Below are 18,057 nucleotides of genomic sequence, written 5' to 3'. Positions count from 1 at the left end.
GCCGTTGCGGATCGGGCCGGCCGTTACCGCCGTCGTCACCGGATCACGCCGCGTCGTGCCAGTGCGACGCGCCGCGGATCGGCTTGTAATCGGGCCTGGGCTCGTCGCCCTCGACCCACTCGACGAGTAAGGTCAGGACGCGGCGCAGCGCCTGGTCCTGCTGCTCGACGCGCGCCTCGAGCATCGCGAGACGGTCGAGGACCGCAGGGTCGGTGGCGGGGTCGGGCGTGGCGCGGGGCTGTGCCTTGGGTTCGGCGGCGGGTTCGGGGGCGGGCTCGGGCGTGGGCGTCGTCGCGAGTGTCGGCAGGTCCGCGGTCAGGTCGCTCTGCACGGCGCGGACGACGGCGCCGTCGATGACGCGCAGATCCTCGATCGCGGCATAGAGCATGACGCGGCCCGCCAGCATGTTGAGGCGGCGGGGGATGCCGTCCGACCCGTCGAACAGCGCGGCGACCGCGTCGTCGGTGAACGCCGGATTGCCCTCCCAGCCGACCACCGACAGGCGGTGCGCGATATAGTCGGCGACCTCGTGCGGCTCCATCGGATCGAGATGGTGGATCGCGATCACCCGCTGGCGCAGCTGTTCGAGCCCGTCGGAACCGTGGAGCCGGTCGCGGAATTCGGGCTGGCCGAGCAGCAGGATCTGCAGCAGCGCATGGCCGGCGGTCTGGAAATTGGACAGCATCCGCAGTTCCTCGAGCGCGGACACGGGCAGCGCCTGCGCCTCGTCGACGATCAGCAGCGTGCGCTTGCCGGTCCGCGCGACGGCGTGCAGCCCGCGTTCGATCGCGGTGAGCAGCTGTGCCTTTTCGAGCCCCGCCGGGTCGACACCGAGCGCGGTCGCGACGATCCGCAGCAGGTCGCTCGCCTCGATCGCGGTCGACACCAGACGAATCGCGTTCAGGCTCTGATGGTCGATCGTGTCCATCAGATGCCCGACCAGCGTGGTCTTGCCCGCGCCGATATCGCCGGTCATGACGATGAAGCCCTCGCCCTGCGCCAGACCATAGCCGAGATACGCCATGGCCTTGCGATGCGTCCCCGATTCGAACCAGAATCGGGGGTCCGGGGTGAGCTGGAACGGGCGTCCCGTCAGTCCGTAATGTTCGTCGTACATCTGCCAAATATCCTAGAACTGATACCGTGCACCGAGCAGCGCCTGTGCGGACCAGTCGCTGTCGAAGTCGCCGACCTTGAAGCTGTATAACCCGAGCGACGCGGTCGTGCCGAGCCGTCCGAAATTGCGGTAATAGGTGCCGGTCGCGCCATAGGACCAGACCCCGCCATCGCCCGCGGTAACGAAACCGCCGCCGAGCTGGCTGTCGAAATAGTTCACGAACGCGGTCGCATTGATCCCCGATACCGAAGACAGCGACCGCGCGAAATAGAGCTGGCCGTAATAGCTCTCGTCCTCGAGGCCCGTGACGACGAGGCCGGGCGCGCCGCGCGGCGCGAACAGCCGGCGATTGGCATAGCCGATGCCGCCGCCGAACGTCGTCCGCCCGCGCGTCGCGACGAGCACCGCGTCGATCCCGCGCGCACGGTAGCTCGAGGTGGAGATCGACTGGAACACGTCGTCGAGGCAGCCGCCCGGCGCCGCGCCGGTCGCGCCGAAGACGCAGCCGTTGAACTGCTGCGCGAAACCCTGGTTGGGCGCGAGGAAGCTCGTCGGCAGGTTGGCGAGGCCGGTGCGCAGCTGGCGGCCGAAGGTCTGCACACCGTCATAGACGTTGACCGCGACGCCGATGTCCTTCGACGCCTGGTAGGTCGCGGTGCCGGTGAAGCTGAGCGAGCCATAGCGTTCGCCGATCCGCGCCTCGACCGAGGTGCGCCGGTTCGGCCGCCAGATCACGCCCGCGTCGTAATAGAGCCCGTCGGTGCGATAGGCGATGCGGCGCGGCGATCCCGGCGCGGTCCGGAACCGGCCGTCGCGGTCGAGCACGGGGACGCCCGCGGCATCGACCAGCGCATCCTTCTGGCTCGTCTCGATCCGTTCATAGCCGAGGCCCGCGGTCAGCGCGACATAGGGCGACACCGGCAGCACCGCGTCGCCGCGGCCGAAATAGCCCTGGTAGCGCTGGCTCAGCTGGCCTGCGGTCTCGCGGTCGAACCCCGCGCTCGCGGTCAGCCCGACCGGCAGCAGCGTGCCCGGCCGGAACCCCGCGCTGGCCGTCGCGGTGTGGCCGATCGAATCGTCGTAATAATCGAGCCGCTGGCCACCGGTCGCCGCGGTGCCGAAGGTCGGGGTCTCGACCTTGGTATAGCCGAGCCGGTAGTTCGCGTTGAGCGCGACGTCGCCCGCCTGCGCGGCGAAATTCGGCCCGCCATAGACGGCATAGACCTGCGCGATGTTCGACACGTTGCCGACCAGCACGCCGGGCGCGGCGCCGCGGATGTCCGAGCGCGAGCGCGTGGCGATCCCGCCCGCTTCCAGCGAGAGGTTGCGCGTCAGCTGCGCCTCGACCCGCGCGAGACCCGAATGGATGTCGGTGTCGCCGATATCGTCGTCATAGGCGAAGCGGCGTTCGTAGCGATAGCTGACCTGCCCGTTGATCCGCGCGGTCGACACCGCCGCATCGACGCCGGCGGCGAGCGAGGTGTAGGTGAGCACGTCGCCGCCGCCGAGATCCGCGGTGAGGATCTGCGTCGCCTCGATATAGGGCCGGACGACGACGCGCCGTGCGCCCTGCCCGCTTCCGGACGCGGAGTCGGACTGGGCGAGCGCGGGCGCCGCGACGAACAGCGCCGCCGCGCCGCCGAGGATCAGGCGGACATCGCTCACCGCGCGCCGCCTTGCTCGTAATAGCTGCCGAACCGCGCGCCGCCGGGGACGAACGACACCGCGTTGAGCACCAGCTGAATATGCTCGCAGCTGTCGAGCCGGTTGACCGCGGCGCGGACCTCGCTCTCGGGCGTGTGATCGGCGCGGACGACGAGCATGACCTGCCCGACCAGCATCGCGAGCACGCCCGCGGGCGACGCGGCGAGCGCAGGGGGCGAATCGAAGATCACGATCCGCCGCGGATCCGCCGCGAGCAGCCGCGCGAGCACCGCACGGGTCCGCGCGCTGGCGAGCAGTTCGGTATCCATCGTGGTCCGGTCGCCCGCGGGCAGGATCGAGAGATGCGGCACGTCGGTGCGGATCACCAGCGTCTCGACGTCGATGCTCGTGTCGGCCAGCGCATCGAGCAGGCCGGGGCCATCGTCGAGCCCGAGCTGCCGCAGCACGTCGGGCTTGGCGACATCGGCATCGACCAGCAGCACCTCGGTATCACGCTCGGCCGCGATCGAGAGTGCGAGGTTGATCGCGCAGAAGGTCTTGCCGTCGTTCGGCCGCGCCGAGCAGACGAGAATCGTGCGCGCCTTGTCGGGCACCGTGCTGGCCTCGATCTGCGCGCGCGTGATCAGCAGCTGCCGCTTGATGAGGCGGAACTCCTCCGCCAGCGGGCCGACCGGCGCGCCGGGCACCATCATGCCGTTCGCCGCCAGCATCCCGCGATCGATCATCGCCGTGTCGCTGGCGACCAGCGGCAGGTGGAACTCGTCAGGCAATTCCTGCCCGATCGGCGCGCGAAGCTCGGGCGGGATCGCGAGGAAGGTCGCATCGTCGGAGTCCGGCGCGTCGGCTTCGAACGCGGCAACGGGCTCGGCGGCAGGCTCAGGCGCGCGTGCCGGTTCGACCGGCGGCACCGGCGGCCGGGCCCGCACGTGCTGGTTGAAGTCATAGACCGTGGCGGCGCGTTCGAGCAGCGACGGCGCGCGTGGCGGCTCGCCGCTGGTACCGTTCGACTGGGGGATCTTGCTACGCATGGTCACGTCCTCAGGCCGCCAGGCCACGCTGCAGGATCTCGACGCCCAGCAGCAGCACATAGGCGGCGCCGAGTGCTGCCGTGCCGCCGAGGAACATCCGGAACTGCTTGGCGCGCAGCTCGGACTGGGTGCGCGTCACGACTTCGCCGATCGACCCGATCACCGGCATTCCCGCGACGCGTTCGAGCCGGGCGCTCGTCGCGAACGTGCCGCGGAGCTGGCCGAGCAGGAACGCGCCGCCGATCCCGGCGCCGAGCCCGGCGATCAGCACGCCCGTCAGCAGCAGCATCCGGTTCGGTGCGCTCGGCTTTTGCGGCGTGGTCGGCGGGTCGATCACGCTGAACTTGACGCGATCGGTCTGCGACTGCGCCTGGCCGCGGAGGGCGATCTGTTCGCGCTGGGTCAGCAGCTGGTCATACTGGTCCTTCAGCACCTGATAATCGCGGTCGATCGCGCCCTGTTCGGCAGCGACGGTCGGATCCTCGGACAGCTTCGCGTTGAGCTGGTCGAGATCGCCCTGCAGCTGCGCGCGACGGATCCTGAGCGATGCGACCGCCGCCTGCTTGTCCGCCATCATCGCCTGCAGCGAGACATAGAGCGGATTGGGCGACGAGCCCGCGCCGCTGCCCCCCGACAGCGGTTCGCCGCGCGCCGCCGCGGTCGCCTGGGCGAGCTGCGCGCGCAATGCGACGACGTCGGGATGGCTTTCGGTATAGCCCCGCGCACGGGCATCGGCGAGCTGCCCCTGGATCGCCGCGAGCCGGGCGCGTGCGGGTCCGGCCGCGCCGGCGACACCGCCGCTGCCCGCGACCGTCCGCGCCACGCCGGCCATCTGTCCCTGCACCGCGGCGAGCCCTGATTGCGCCGCGGCGAGATCGCCATCGACCTGCGCCATCTGCGACCGCGCGGCGCCGATCCGGTCGGCGACCGACCCGGTGCCGGGCAGCGCGCCGAGATAGCGGTTCTGGAAGTCGGCGCGCTTGGCCTCCGCGTCCTGGAGCTGCTTCTGCCGCTGCGCCAGTTGCTTGTCGAGAAAGCTGAGGCTCTGGCTGGTGCTCGTCCGGTCGCCCGCCAGATTGCCCTCGACGAAGATGTCGATCAGCTTCTGCGTGATCGTCCGCGCCAGCTTCGGACTCGCCGCGGACGTCGCGATCTCGAACAGATTGTCCTGCGCCGACGTCACCTTGATCGACTGGGCGAGGCTGGCGACGCGGTCGGCGACGTCGCGGTCGCTGGCAACCGTGTTGGCAAGGTCGGTGCCGCGCACGACCTTCTCCAGATTGACCGCGGAGGTCAGCGTCTGGCGGATCGTGTCAATGTCGGTGCGGCTCGAGCCGGAGGGCTGGTCCATGCTCGCGGGCAGCAGGTTCTGCATCTGGACGAAGACGCGCGCGCGCGATTCATAGCGGCTCGGAATCTGCGACACGAACAGCCAGCCGAGGACGCACACGCCCCACGCGATCGCGAGCGCGAGCCACCGCCGCGTCCAGATCGCGTGCAGCGCGACCCGCGCCTCGTCATAGATGCCGTTCATACCGCCACGCCTCAGAACATCGATTCGGGGATGATGATGACGTCACCGGGCTCAAGCCTGACATTGGCGGACGAATCGCCCTTTTTCAACAGGTTCGAGATTTGCAGCGAGAACTCGCTCTGCTTGCCGCTCGCCCGGTCGTAGCGCACCAGCCGCGCCTTGTTGCCCGCCGCATACTGGCTGAGCCCGCCGACCGCGATCATCGCGTCGAGCAGCGTCATATTGGCGCGATAGGGAATCGAGGCGGGCTTTTCGGTCGCGCCGACGATGCGGACCTGCTGGCTGTAGGTGCCGCTGAAATTCTCGACGATGACCGAGACGATCGGGTTTTTGACATATTCGCCAAGCGCCTTCTTCATGTCGTCGGCGAGCTGGGCGGGCGTCTTGCCGACCGCGGACATGTCGTTGACCAGCGGCGTCGTGATCCGGCCGTCGGGGCGGACCTGGACCTTCGACGACAGTTCGGGATTGCGCCAGACGAAGATGTTGAGCTGATCGAGCGGGCCGATCACATATTCCTCGCCCGGCAGTTCCTTGTTCGCGACATAGGCCGCGGGCGGCAGTTCGGGCGGACCGCCGGTGCTGCTGCAGGCGGCCAGCGACGACGCGGCGAGCCCCAGCGTGAACAGGGAACGGGAAACGGGTCCGGAACGCATGGGCACTGATCTCCTGGCGCCATCCCGGCAACGGGTGTCCGATGGCCGGTTAAACTCGCACGGGCTATGCAGGGAAACAGGTGAAGATAGCGTTTAGGAGCGCCCCGCAACCCCGCCCGCCGCCACGCTCATGGCTGGGGTTGGACTGAAGTAACGATCTCGAGCGCGGGTGGATGCCCGAGAAACGCCGCCGGGCTCGCGCTGGCGCCGTATGCGCCCGCCATGAAGATCGCGATCAGGTCGCCGGGCACGACCGGCGGCAGCGCGACGCGGTCGCCGAGCCGGTCGAGCGGGGTGCACAGCGGTCCCACGACCGACACTGCGTCCGTGGCGGCCGCCTCCCCCATCCGCGCGGCGACCGCGATCGGATAGTTGCGCCGGACCACAGTGCCGAAATTGCCGCTCGCCGCGAGCTGATGGTTCAGCCCGCCATCGACCACGACGAAGGTCTCGCCCTGGCTGTGCTTCACGTCGATCACGCGGGTCAGGTACACGCCGGCCTCGGCGACCAGCCACCGCCCGAGCTCGATCGCGAACCGGGTGTCGCGCAGCACCGCCGCGCGTGTCTCGAGTGCCCCGTGCAGCGCCGCGCCGACCCGTTCGACGTCGAGCGCGACGTCGTTGGCGAAATAGGGCACGCCGAACCCGCCGCCCAGATTGACCAGCGGCGGCGCATGGCCCGCCGCGTCGGCCAGCTGCGCGGCGAGGTCGAGCGTCGCGGCCTGCGTCTCGATGATCGCGCCCGCGTCGAGCGCCTGGCTGCCCGCATAGATGTGGAACCCGCGCCAGTCCGCGCCCGCCGCGACGATGTCGCGGACCAGCGCCGCGGCACGCTCCGCATCGACGCCGAAGGGCGAGGCGCGGCCGCCCATCCGCATTCCCGATCCGCGCAGTTCGATATCGGGGTTCACGCGCACCGCCATCCGCGGCGCGATGCCGAGCCGCGCGCCGATCGCGAAGCCGCGCGTGGCCTCGCCCTCCGACTCGACGTTCAGGGTCGCGCCCGCGCGGATCGCTGCCGTCAGTTCGTCGTCGCGCTTGCCGGGACCGGCAAAGCTGATCGCTTGCGCCGGCTTGACCGCGAGCGCCATGCCGAGCTCGCCCGCCGATGCGACGTCGAGCCCGTCGACCAGCGGTGCGACCGCCGCGAGCAGGTCCGAATGCGGGTTCGCCTTGATCGCATAATGCAGGTCGATCGCGGGCATCGCCGCGCGGAACCGCGCGATCCGGGCCGCGACGATGGCGCTGTCATAGACGAACAGCGGCGTGTCGCCGGCGTGTGCGACCCAGGCCTCCGCGGACCGCCCGCCGATCGTCAGCGCGCCCGACTGGTGCGCATATTCGGGCGGCAGCGCCCCCATCGGCTTCATCATGCCTGTCCCTGTTCCTGTGCAGACGACCATGCCCGGACCTCGGCCGCGATCGCGGACCGGTCGAGCTTGGCGTTGGCGTTGCGCGGCAGCGCGTCGCGCCACAGATAGCCGGCGGGCTGCATGAAGCTCGGCAGCGCGGTGCGCAACCGGGTCCTGAGCGCGGGCTCGTCCGCCGCGTCGCCCGCGAGCATCACGACAATCGCCTGCCCCAACCGGCTATCGGCCACACCGACCGCGACCGCCTCGCGGGCTTCGTTGCCGGCGAGTACCGCCTCCTCGACCTCGAGCGGGCTGATCCGGTTGCCCGCGCTCTTGATCATCTCGTCGTCGCGGCCAACGAAGCGGAGCAGCCCGTCCGTGCCCTCGACCACCGTGTCGCCCGACCAGACCGCCATGCCGTCACCGTCGGGTGCCGGGCGGAAGCGCTGCGCGGTCCGCTCGGCATCGCGCCAATAGCCCTGCGCGACCAGCGGCCCGGCATGCACCAGCTCGCCCGGCTCGCCCGGCGCGGCGCGGGTGCCGTCGGGCCGGATCACCGACACCTGCGCGAACGGGATCGCACGCCCCATCGCGTCGGGGTGCGCGTCGATCAGCGACGGGTCGAGATAGGTCGAGCGGAACGCCTCGGTCAGCCCGTACATCGCGTAGATATCCGCGCCGGCGAACCGCGCACGCAGCCCTGCGACGAGCCGCGGGGTCAGCGCGCCGCCCGAATTGGTCAGCCGCCGCAGCCGCGCCGCGGTCTCCGCCGGCCAGTCCGCCTCAAGCAACTGCACCCAGAGCGGCGGTACCCCCGCCAGCGTCGTCGCGCCGACCCGCTCGACCGCCTTCACGACGTCGCGCGCCACCATATAGTCGATCGGCGCGACCGCCGCGCCCGCCGCCCAGGTCGAGAAGAGCTGGTTCTGGCCGTAATCGAACGACAGCGGCAGCACGCCCAGCACCCGGTCGTCGCGCGTGAGCTTCAGATAGTGCGCGACCGACACCGCGCCGAGCGACAGATTGGCGTGGCTCAGCATCACCCCCTTGGGCCGCCCGGTCGATCCCGAGGTGTAGAGGATCGCGGCGAGCGTCGCCGGATCGGCATCGGACGGGCCCGGGCCGCCCTCGCCTTGCAGATCGAGCGCGGTCTCGTCGACGATTGCGCAGTCCGCGGGCACGTCGCCCGGCTCGAGCGTCGCCGCGCGCGCGCCCTGCGTCACCAGCAGCACAGCACCGCTGTCGGCGAGGATATGCGCGACCTGTGCGCGCCGCAGCAGCGGGTTGACCGGAACATGGACCAGCCCCGCGCGCGCCGCCGCGAGCGGCATCACGCAGGCGACCCGCGTCTTGGGCAGCCAGGTCGCGACGCGCTCACCCTTCGCCAACCCCTGCCCCGCCAGCCAACCCGCGAGCGCGGCGACCGCGGTTTCGAGGTCGCGGAACGTCATCGTCCCTGCGCGGTCGATCAGCGCAACGTCGTCGGCTGCGCCGCGCGACGTCAGGTGATCGATCGGAAACGGGACGGGGTCGGGCGGGGTCATGGGTCCTCCATAGCGCCAAGCCGTTGCCGAATTCACCCCCACAGGCTAGCGGGGCCCGGTTCGCAACGGTTCAGGCGATGCTCGTGATCTTCGAAGGTACTTCCCAGGTTGAAACGACGGTCCGCGCCGTCCTTGCCGACATCCTTGGCCTTAGCGCCGAGCGAGTCGCGGCATTCACTGACGACACGCCGTTGTTCGGCGCGCTCCCCGAACTCGATTCGATGGCGGTGGCGAGCGTGCTGACCGAGCTCGAGGACCGGCTCGGCATCCTGATCGAGGATGACGAGATCGACGGCGAGATGCTCGAGACGTTCGGCGCGCTCGTCCAGTTTGCGGTGCGCAAGGCGCTGGTCTAGCCTCGGCCGGGATGACCGGCCCCCGCTTCGATCGCAATGACTGGGCCGGCGGGCGCGAGACGATGCTGCGCTTCGGCCCCGATGCCGGACCGCTGGTCGTCGCGGTGCTGCCGCTGTTCGAGGAGGCGAACCGGACGCGCGCGTTCCTCGTCGCGATGCTGCGCGCGCTGGCCGGGCGCGGGATCGGCAGCATCCTACCTGATCTGCCCGGTACCGGCGAGAGTGTGGTCGAGACGCGCGACCTGCGTTTGCTCGACCTGCGCCAGGCGTTTGCCGCGCTCGTCGGCACGCTCGACGCGCCAGTTTACGCGGTCACGATTCGGAGCGGTGCGCTCGTCGATTGCGATGCCAGTCTTGCTGGGCGATGGCGGCTCGCACCGCAGGCGGGCGATGATTTGTTGCGCGACCTGAACCGGATCCGCGCCGCGTCGACGATGCCCGACGCGGAGGGTTATGCGGGCAACAGCCTGTCCGAGGCGCTGCTCGCGGATCTGCAGGACGCCGTACCGCGCGCCGCGTCGCGAACGGTTCGACTCGAGAGCGACCCGCGCCCGGCGGATGCGCGCTATCCCGGCGCGCCGCTGTGGCGGCGGTCGGAACCCGGCAGCGATGCGGCGCTCTCCGACACGCTGGCCGCGGACATCGCCGGGTGGATCGCCACATGCGGCGGCTGATCGCGGTCCCCTGCGAGGGCGAGACGCTGGTCGCGACGCTCGACGATGCGGCGGGCGCGACCGGGCTGCTGATCGTGTCGGGCGGCAACGAGATCCGCAGCGGCGCGCACCGCGGCATGGCGATGCTTGCGCGGCGACTGGCGGCGGGGGGCACGCCGGTGTTCCGCTACGACCGCCGCGGCATCGGCGATTCGAGTGGCGAGAATGGCGGCTTTCTGTCGGGGCAGGCCGATCTGGTCGCCGCCGCCGCCGCGTTCCGCGCCGCCGCGCCGCAGGTCACGCGGCTGGTCGGATTCGGCAATTGCGACGCGGCGAGCGCGCTCGCGCTGTTCGGCGCGGCGGCGGGGGTCGACCGGCTGCTCCTGGCCAACCCCTGGGTGATCGCGCCGACCGACGACCTGCCCCCTGCCGCTGCGATCCGCGCGCGCTATGCCGCGCGGCTGCGTGATCCGGCCGCGTGGCTCAGCCTGATCCGCGGTGGGATCGATCTGCGCAAGCTGGTCCGGGGTCTTGTGAGGGTGTCGCGGGCGTCGGGAGCGGTCGAGGGCGACCTTGCGAGCCGGGTCTGCGGCGCGATCGATGGCTGGGCGGCGCGTGTCGTCATTCTGCTCGCGACCGGTGACGTGACGGCGCAGGTGTTTGCGGCGCGTTACGGCGGCGAAGCGCGGATCATGCGGCTGGCTACCGATTCGCACAGCTTCGCTGGTTCCGCTGCGGTTGCGCTGGAGGCGGAGCTCAGGGCCGTGATCGACCGCACGGACGATGCACAGGCCCCCGCCTCCCCCACTTCGTCATCCTGACGAAAGTCAGGACCAAGGGTTACGGGCGGTGCCGTCTTTGGCTCTGGATCCTGACTTTCGTCAGGATGACGGAGGTTGTGGGGGGACGCTGGCACTCCCCCGTCCGTCATAATGGCGAAAGGTGTGAGGGGAACACTGGCACCTCTACTCTCGTCATCCTGACGAAAGTCAGGATCCAGGGTTACGGGCGACGCCGTCCTTGGCTCTGGGTCCTGACTTTCGTCAGGATGACGAGAGGGTGTGAGGGGGCGAGAGCACGCTCCCCCATCATGCGAACGAGGGGGCGTGGATCAAACGCACGCCCCCCGCGCTTACTCCGCGGCTTCGGCCAGTTCCGCGAATTCCGCCGCCGCCAGGAACCGCTCCGCGTCCAGCGCGGCCATGCAGCCCGTGCCTGCCGCGGTCACCGCCTGGCGGTAGACCTTGTCGGCGACGTCGCCGCACGCGAAGACGCCCTCGACGCTGGTGCGCGTCGAGCCGGTCTCGACCGAGATATAGCCGTCCGAATCGAGATCGATATGCCCGCGGAACAGCTCGGTCGCGGGGTGGTGGCCGATCGCGACGAAGCCGCCATCGACCGCGAGGCGCGAGCGTTCGCCCGTGACCGTATCCTCGAGTTCGAGCGCGACGAGCCCGGCATTGCCGCCGCCGTCGACGAATTCGCGGACTTCCTTGTTCCACAGCACGGTCACGCCCTTGTGCGCGAACAGCCGCTCCTGGAGGATCTTCTCCGAACGCAGCGAATCGCGGCGGTGGATCAGCGTCACGTCGGGCGAATGGTTGGTGAGGTACAGCGCCTCCTCGACCGCGGTGTTGCCGCCGCCGATCACCGCGACCTTCTTGCCGCGATAGAAGAAGCCGTCGCAGGTCGCACACGCGCTGACGCCCTTGCCCTTCATCGGCTCCTCGCTGTCGATGCCGAGCCACTTGGCCTGCGCGCCGGTCGCGATGACGAGCGTCTCGCCCTCATAGACGTCGCCACTGTCGCCGGTGAGGCGGAACGGGCGGCTGCTGACGTCGACCTTGACGATCGTGTCCCACATCATCCGCGTGCCGACATGCTCGGCCTGCGCCTGCATCTGCTCCATCAGCCACGGACCCTGGATGACGTCCTTGAAGCCGGGATAATTCTCGACATCGGTGGTGGTGGTCAGCTGGCCGCCGGGCTGGATCCCCTGGACGACGATCGGCGCCATCCCGGCGCGCGCGCCATAGATCGCGGCCGACAGCCCGGCAGGCCCGGAACCGAGAATGAGCATGCGGGTCGTGTGCGTCGTCATCGTGATATCCTTGGAGTTTCGGATCCCATCTAGGCGATGGCGCGTGCGATTTGAACCATCGCCACCGCAATCGGCGTGCATCGTTTGCCGCCCCGCTTCGTTGGAAGGCAAAAGCGGAGAGACGTATGAGCGACGACCGGACCATCGAGATCGAAGACTATACCGCACCCGCCGGCGGCTGGGGGTCGATGAAATCGCTCGTGGAGATATCCGCGCGCGAGAAGATCGGCCCCGAAGCGCTGCGCGAACTCACGCGGCAGAACAAGCCCGAGGGCTTTGCGTGCGTCAGCTGCGCCTGGGGCAAGCCCGCGCATCCGCATACCGCCGAATTCTGCGAGAATGGCGCCAAGGCGACTGCGTGGGAGCTGACATCCTACCGCGTGACGCCGGCCTTCTTTCAGGAGCATACGGTCACCGAGCTGCTCGGCTGGAAGGATTTCGATCTCGAACAGGCCGGCCGCCTGACGCATCCACTGAAATATGACGCGACCACCGACAAATATGCCGCGTGCAGCTGGGACGAGGCGTTCGCCGGGATCGGTGCGAAGCTCAAGACCTATGACCCGACCAAGGTCATCTTCTACGCCTCGGGTCGCGCGAGCCTCGAGACCTCGTACATGTACAGCCTCATGGCGCGGATGTACGGCAGCCAGAACCTGCCCGACAGTTCGAACATGTGCCACGAGACGACCTCGGTCGGGCTGAAATCAGCGATCGGCTCGGCGGTCGGGACGATCCACCTGTCCGATTACGAGAAGTGCGACGCGATCTTCTATTTCGGGCAGAATCCGGGCGTGAACAGCCCGCGCTTCCTCCACCCGCTGCGCGACTGCGCCAAGCGGGGAGTCGAGATCGTCGTCTTCAATCCGCTGAAGGAGCGCGGGCTCGAGAAATTCCAGGATCCGCAAAACCCGCTGGAGATGGTCACCGGCAAGTCGACGCCGATCGCCTCGCAATATCATCAGGTGAAGACCGGCGGCGACGTCGGGGCGCTGATGGGGATGTGCAAATATCTGATCGAGGCGGATGATCGCGCGCGCGAACTCAACACGCTGCGGATCCTCGACCACGCCTTCCTCGCCGAGCATACCACCGGGTTCGAGAAGTTCGCGGATGTCGCGCGCGGCACCGACTGGGCGACGATCGAGCATGAGAGCGGGCTGTCGCGCGTCGAGATCGAATCGGCCGCCAAGGTCTATGCCAAGTCGAAGGCGGTCATCGCGGTGTACGGCATGGGCCTGACCCAGCATGTCGGCGGGATCGACAACGTGCACATGCTCGTCAACCTGATGCTGTTGCGCGGGAATATCGGCAAGCCCGGCGCGGGCATGGGCCCCGTCCGTGGCCATTCGAACGTCCAGGGGCAGCGCACGGTCGGGATCACCGAAAAGCCGGAGCTCGCCCCGCTCGACAAACTCGCCGAGCAATATGGCTTCGAGCCGCCGCGCGAGCTGGGCTGGGACACGGTCGCGTCGTGTGAGGCGGTGCTCGAGGGTGAAGCGCAGGCGTTCATCGGCCTGGGCGGTAATTTCGTCCGCGCGATTCCCGACCATGCGCGGATGGAGCCGGCGTGGCGCGGGATCGACCTGACGGTGCACATCGCCACCAAGCTCAACCGTTCGCACCTGCTGCCCGGCAAGACCTGCTATCTGCTCCCCTGCCTCGGCCGGATCGAGACCGACATGCAGGGCACCGGGCCGCAGAGCGTGTCGGTCGAGGATTCGTTCAGCCAGATCTATGGCTCGAAGGGCAAGGCGACGCCCGCCGCGGAGACGCTGCTGTCCGAGCCGGCGATCCTCGCGGGTATCGCCAAGGCGACGCTGGCGCCCAATCCGAAGCTCGACTGGGACGCGTGGGTGCGCGACTATGCGCGGATCCGCGATGCGATCGCTGAGACCTATCCGGACATGTTCTCCGACTTCAACGCCAAGATGTTCACCCCCGGCGGCTTCTGGAAGGGCGTGCCGGCGGCGCACCGCGAATGGCTGACCGAGAGCGGCAAAGCGGAGATCAACGTCCCCCACTCGCTCAACGTCACGGGGTTCGAGGAGAGCGAGGGGCGGTTCCGGCTGATGACGCTGCGGTCGAACGATCAGTTCAACACCACCGTCTATGGCTATCACGACCGGTTCCGCGGCGTGAAGGGCACGCGCGACATCGTCTTCATGAACCGCAGCGACATGCTGCGCATGGGGCTGACCGACGGTGACGACGTCGATCTGGTCGGCGATGCGGGCGACAATGGCGACCGCCGCTTCAACAAGCTGCGCGTCGTCGAATATTCGATTCCGGAAGGGTGCGTCGGGGCCTATTACCCCGAGTGCAATCTGCTGATGCCGGTCGCGCATCATGCGCGCGAAAGCCATGTGCCTGCCGCCAAGTCGGTGCCGGTGCGGATCGAGAAGACGCGCTGAGCACGCCCAGGATCCTCGGCGTCGTCCTGGCGGGCGGGCGATCGTCGCGGTTCGGGTCGGACAAGGCGCAGGCGCTGCTCGACGGCCGTCGCCTTGCGGACCACGCCTGCGCGCTGCTCGGGCCACATGTCGATGACGCGGTGGTCGCGGGGCGGGACGGCCTGATCCGCGATCTGCCGGGGCCCGATCTGGGGCCGCTGGGAGGCATAGCGGGGGCGCTGCATCATGCGGCGGGTCTGGGCTATACCTCGGTCCTCACGATCGCCTGCGACGTGCCCGTGCTGCCCGACGGGCTGCTGGCGGCGCTGGCCCGCCGCGCCCCTGCCTTCTGCCCCGATGCGCCCGTGCTGGGGCATTGGGAGACCGCGTCCGCCGCAGCGCTGATCGCGCATATCGAATCGTCGCCGCGACGCTCGGTGCGCGGCTGGGCCGAGGCGATCGGCGCCTTGCCGATCCCTGCGCACGGGGCCATCCCGAACATCAACACCCCCGAGGACATGGCTGCGCTGTGACGACTGCCCGTACCGAAGCGATCACTATCCTGCGCCCCGACGCCGTCGCGGCGGGTACGCGCGCGATCGCGATCGAGGTGCCCGTCGCGATCGAGATCGACGGGCTTGGCTATGCGGTGATGATGATGACGCCCGCCGACCTGCCCGCCTTCACCACCGGCTTCCTGCTGACCGAGCGGCTCGCCGACAGCGCCGACGACGTGCGCGACATCGACGTATTCGAGGCGGAGGCGGGCTGGATCGTCCGGGTCGGCCTGTCGGAGCGGTGCAGGGGGCGGATCCACGACCGCGTCCGCCACCGGACCAGCGACACGTCCTGCGGGCTGTGCGGCATTTCCGGGCTCGAACAGTTGCGAAAGCCGGTGGCGGGTACCCCGCCCCGCCCCGACGTGCCCGTCACCGCGATCTTCGCCGCGCTGGCCGGGCTGCGCGCGCACCAGCCGCTCAATGCCGCGACGGGGGCTATCCATGCTGCCGCCGCCTGCGACCGGTCGGGAGCCGTACTGGCCGCCTATGAGGATGTCGGCCGCCACAATGCGCTCGACAAGCTCGTCGGCGGGCTGGCGATCCGGTCGAGCGAGCCCCCCGCCTTCATCCTCGTCACCTCGCGGATCAGCTTCGAGATGGTCGACAAGGCACTGGTCGCGGGCGTGGCGATGCTGGTGGGGATTTCCGCGCCGACCAGTCTCGCGATCGATCACGCGCGCGCACACGGCCTGACGCTGCTCGCGCTCGCCCGCAGCGACGCGATCCTGGTCGTCAACGACCCGTTCGGTGTGTTTGAAAATGGTAGCGAAGGAGACTACCCCAAAGTCGGCAATTAGCATTTGAAAATAAGCGATAATCTTCGTCACAAATCGAACGATACCACGTATTATACCATGGAAATATATTTCACTCCGGCTCCGCCCAAAGCGTCAGTTGGCAGCGGTTCGATGGTGACGCACTACGGATACCACATCGCCGTCGATGGCAGGCAGTTCTGGTATCTCGCCCTCCATGTCGATCCTAGGCATGAGCCCGAGTGCCGAGCCGTTCAGGCCGGTGCTGCGTATGCGCTCGACGATCGCGATGACATCGACACCTCGGTCCATCTTGCTCCCGATCCACTGCGCCTTAACTCGCCCCAGGTACCTAACGCACGTTTTGCTTGTCATTGTGAAGACCGCGACGGCCATGTGATTGTGCGGGTTGCCGGGCTGGCGGACGAGGTCGACCGGGTCGCCGGGAAGCTTGCAGGCAGACGGCGATAGGTTCGCCGCACCCAAGGTGCCGAGACCGATTGGTTGTGTATGTGACGCGCGCCATCACCGCGAAGTTACGCAATGGGTCGGTTGATCCGCGCGGGGCGCTCGCCGCCGCCCCGGCACGCGGGGATAGTTTAGCCGCGCTATCGCGCATGCTCGACCGGCGAGCGAGCTATCTTTCGGACTTCGTTCGGGAAGGCGTGCCGCGGTTTTTCACGGAGCTAGGTCACGGGTTGCGCTCTCCCTACTTCGGGAAGCCGATCGGCATTCGCGATTTTTAGGCGCACGTCGGCGGCTCTTCTAAATAGCTCGTTACCGGGGTCAGATGGCACCCATAACTCAGAGCGCAAAGAATCGCTCGGCTATCCCTATAACGGCGTAGAGTGCCGAAAAGGCCAAACCCGAATCGCGGAGGAATGCATGAGCGACCCTAACGAAATTGAGGAAGCCTTCGGACTCAATATGCGACGTGATGAGGCGTACGGCCGGTACGATAAGGCAACTAGGGAAGAGGCGGGATCGGAATCCCCTTCCTCCACCGGCGACTTGGTCCCGGAGGGAGAAGCGCAGCTCGTTATCTTCAAAGGTCACGAGATCCGGAAAGTATGCCATGAGGACGAGTGGTGGTTCTCGGTCGTCGACGTTGTCGGCGCAATCACGCAGTCGACCAATGCGCGGCGGTACTGGAGTGACCTGAAGCGCCAGCTCATTGAGAAAGATGGCGCGTCTGAGTTGTACGATGACATCGTACAACTGCCGATGGCTGCGGCCGACGGTAAAATGTACCAAACGGATGCGGCTACCGTCGAAACGCTCTTGCGGATTATCCAGGCCATCCGCTCGCCGAACGCTGAGCCTTTTAAGAAATGGCTGGCGCGGGTCGGCTTCGAACGCATCCAAGAAATCCAAAATCCAGAGCTCGCTATCAAGCGAGCGATCCTCACTTATCAGCTCCAGGGTCGATCAGATGATTGGATTGAAAAGCGCGTTCGCTCCATCGTCGTTCGTAAGGAGCTTACGAACGAATGGAAGAAACGGGGCATCGAGGGTCAGCAATACGGCCTGCTAACAAATATCGTCTCAATGGCGACGTTTGGCGGCGTCGGCGTCGACAGTCACAAACAGCTAAAGGGCCTTAAGAAAAGTCATAATCTTCGGGACCACATGTCCGATCTTGAACTGATTTTCATGATGTTAGGCGAGAGGTCTACCCAGGAGGTTGCCCAGATTAGGGACGCTCAGGGGTTACGCGCCAACAAGGATGCGGCAGTCGCTGGAGGTGGTGTCGCAGGACGTGCGCGCCAGGATTTGGAAAGGCAGACCGGACAGCGCGTTGTCAGCCAGAAAAACTTCTTAGGCACCGACAAGCGAACATCCGATCCAGTAAAGCTTACTGAGGGCGGGAAGCGCATACCGAAGTAGTTGTGCTTTTGGAGCGGCTCGACGGGGTCTCCCCGTCGGGCCGTTCGCTTCAAAGGTACGAAACGAGCAGCTCGGTCACCCGCCTCGCTCCGCTGACTGCAGTGCCGATGGTCCACGTCGTATCGGCCGTGCCATGGCGAACCGACCGAACATTTCTCGAGCGCCGGGCGTGTCGTTGACCGATGAAATGAACCGGCCAGCAATGCCCGCCAGCTGATCCGACAATCGCACAAAGTCGTAAGCTCGAACGCGCCTGCGCCGCCCTCTCGTCGCGGTCGTACTCGCCGCCGCTACAGCGGCTAGTTCGCAATCGAATCACCGTGCGGTGCCATGCGCTTATCTTCCGGCTTCTCTGGAAAGAAGATAGGTCGGCTCTGACCTGCTCCCCGTTTTCAGGCCGCTGATAACTTAGCTTCGGTTTCCATATGCCCCTGGCGGGGGCGGTTCGTAAACTCG

At 67.9% G+C, this 18,057-nt stretch carries 16 protein-coding genes; 8 read left to right on the top strand and 8 right to left on the bottom strand.

Features of this window, described 5'->3' with window-relative positions; genetic code table 11:
- Positions 1-43 precede the first annotated feature (43 nt).
- From sphst_RS02940 to sphst_RS02910, 7 genes are all read right to left on the bottom strand, one after another.
- Positions 44-1,117 carry an ExeA family protein gene (locus sphst_RS02940; protein WP_056405515.1) on the bottom strand — a complete coding sequence of 358 codons (1,074 nt, stop codon included), beginning with the start codon at positions 1,115-1,117 and terminating at the stop codon, positions 44-46.
- Between the two features lie 12 nt (positions 1,118-1,129).
- On the bottom strand, positions 1,130-2,782 hold the full coding sequence (locus sphst_RS02935) for a hypothetical protein (protein WP_234387277.1): 1,653 nt from the start codon (positions 2,780-2,782) through the stop codon (positions 1,130-1,132).
- On the bottom strand, positions 2,779-3,810 hold the full coding sequence (locus tag sphst_RS02930; protein WP_107045170.1) for an AAA family ATPase: 1,032 nt from the start codon (positions 3,808-3,810) through the stop codon (positions 2,779-2,781). The genes sphst_RS02935 and sphst_RS02930 overlap by 4 nt, the downstream gene beginning before the upstream one ends.
- Before the next feature lie 10 nt (positions 3,811-3,820).
- Positions 3,821-5,344, bottom strand: a complete 1,524-nt coding sequence (locus sphst_RS02925; RefSeq protein ID WP_107045126.1) for an XrtA system polysaccharide chain length determinant — start codon at positions 5,342-5,344, stop codon at positions 3,821-3,823.
- An 11-nt stretch (positions 5,345-5,355) separates the two neighbouring features.
- Positions 5,356-6,000 (bottom strand): XrtA/PEP-CTERM system exopolysaccharide export protein, encoded by a 645-nt coding sequence (locus sphst_RS02920; protein ID WP_031393819.1) that lies wholly within the window; start codon positions 5,998-6,000, stop codon positions 5,356-5,358.
- Positions 6,001-6,128: 128 nt separating this feature from the next.
- Positions 6,129-7,370 (bottom strand): pyridoxal-dependent decarboxylase, exosortase A system-associated, encoded by a 1,242-nt coding sequence (locus sphst_RS02915; RefSeq protein WP_107045125.1) that lies wholly within the window; start codon positions 7,368-7,370, stop codon positions 6,129-6,131.
- Positions 7,370-8,896 carry an acyl-CoA ligase (AMP-forming), exosortase A system-associated gene (locus sphst_RS02910; RefSeq protein WP_107045124.1) on the bottom strand — a complete coding sequence of 509 codons (1,527 nt, stop codon included), beginning with the start codon at positions 8,894-8,896 and terminating at the stop codon, positions 7,370-7,372. The genes sphst_RS02915 and sphst_RS02910 overlap by 1 nt, the downstream gene beginning before the upstream one ends.
- A gap of 77 nt (positions 8,897-8,973) precedes the next feature.
- Between sphst_RS02910 and sphst_RS02905 the strand changes: the two genes are divergently transcribed.
- The 3 genes from sphst_RS02905 to sphst_RS02895 are packed head-to-tail and all read left to right on the top strand — an operon-like array spanning position 8,974 to position 10,726.
- Positions 8,974-9,252, top strand: coding sequence for an acyl carrier protein (locus sphst_RS02905; RefSeq protein ID WP_107045123.1), 279 nt, complete (start codon positions 8,974-8,976; stop codon positions 9,250-9,252).
- Positions 9,253-9,263: 11 nt separating this feature from the next.
- Positions 9,264-9,926, top strand: coding sequence for a hypothetical protein (locus tag sphst_RS02900; protein ID WP_107045122.1), 663 nt, complete (start codon positions 9,264-9,266; stop codon positions 9,924-9,926).
- Complete coding sequence (locus tag sphst_RS02895; protein WP_107045121.1) at positions 9,914-10,726, top strand: hydrolase 1, exosortase A system-associated; 813 nt, start codon at positions 9,914-9,916, stop codon at positions 10,724-10,726. The genes sphst_RS02900 and sphst_RS02895 overlap by 13 nt, the downstream gene beginning before the upstream one ends.
- 311 nt (positions 10,727-11,037) lie before the next feature.
- On the opposite strand, the gene trxB is transcribed toward sphst_RS02895, so the two are convergent.
- Complete coding sequence (trxB, locus tag sphst_RS02890; RefSeq protein WP_031395129.1) at positions 11,038-12,006, bottom strand: thioredoxin-disulfide reductase; 969 nt, start codon at positions 12,004-12,006, stop codon at positions 11,038-11,040.
- A 125-nt stretch (positions 12,007-12,131) separates the two neighbouring features.
- Here trxB and sphst_RS02885 point away from each other — a divergent pair, with 125 nt between their 5' ends.
- The 5 genes from sphst_RS02885 to sphst_RS02860 all read left to right on the top strand — a co-directional run bounded on the left by sphst_RS02885 (position 12,132) and on the right by sphst_RS02860 (position 17,601).
- The gene (locus sphst_RS02885; protein WP_056405509.1) at positions 12,132-14,420 is read left to right on the top strand and encodes an FdhF/YdeP family oxidoreductase; all 2,289 of its coding nucleotides are present in this window, start codon (positions 12,132-12,134) and stop codon (positions 14,418-14,420) included.
- Positions 14,327-14,932, top strand: a complete 606-nt coding sequence (gene mobA, locus sphst_RS02880) for a molybdenum cofactor guanylyltransferase (RefSeq protein WP_325049421.1) — start codon at positions 14,327-14,329, stop codon at positions 14,930-14,932. The genes sphst_RS02885 and mobA overlap by 94 nt, the downstream gene beginning before the upstream one ends.
- Positions 14,929-15,756: a formate dehydrogenase accessory sulfurtransferase FdhD gene (gene fdhD / locus sphst_RS02875; RefSeq protein ID WP_107045120.1), complete on the top strand. Its 828-nt coding sequence runs from the start codon at positions 14,929-14,931 to the stop codon at positions 15,754-15,756. The genes mobA and fdhD overlap by 4 nt, the downstream gene beginning before the upstream one ends.
- A 57-nt stretch (positions 15,757-15,813) precedes the next feature.
- The gene (locus sphst_RS20265; RefSeq protein ID WP_159043487.1) at positions 15,814-16,185 is read left to right on the top strand and encodes a hypothetical protein; all 372 of its coding nucleotides are present in this window, start codon (positions 15,814-15,816) and stop codon (positions 16,183-16,185) included.
- Between the two features lie 414 nt (positions 16,186-16,599).
- A complete protein-coding gene (locus sphst_RS02860) occupies positions 16,600-17,601 on the top strand; it encodes a BRO family protein (RefSeq protein WP_081877383.1) in 1,002 nt (333 codons plus the stop codon).
- The last annotated feature ends 456 nt before the right edge of the window (positions 17,602-18,057 follow it).

This window comes from Sphingomonas sp. STIS6.2 (assembly GCF_000732685.2).
In the GTDB taxonomy this organism is placed as follows: domain Bacteria; phylum Pseudomonadota; class Alphaproteobacteria; order Sphingomonadales; family Sphingomonadaceae; genus Sphingomonas; species Sphingomonas aerolata.
The sequence above is the reverse complement of the archived record's forward strand: the minus strand, read 5'-3'. Positions and strand labels throughout refer to the sequence as shown.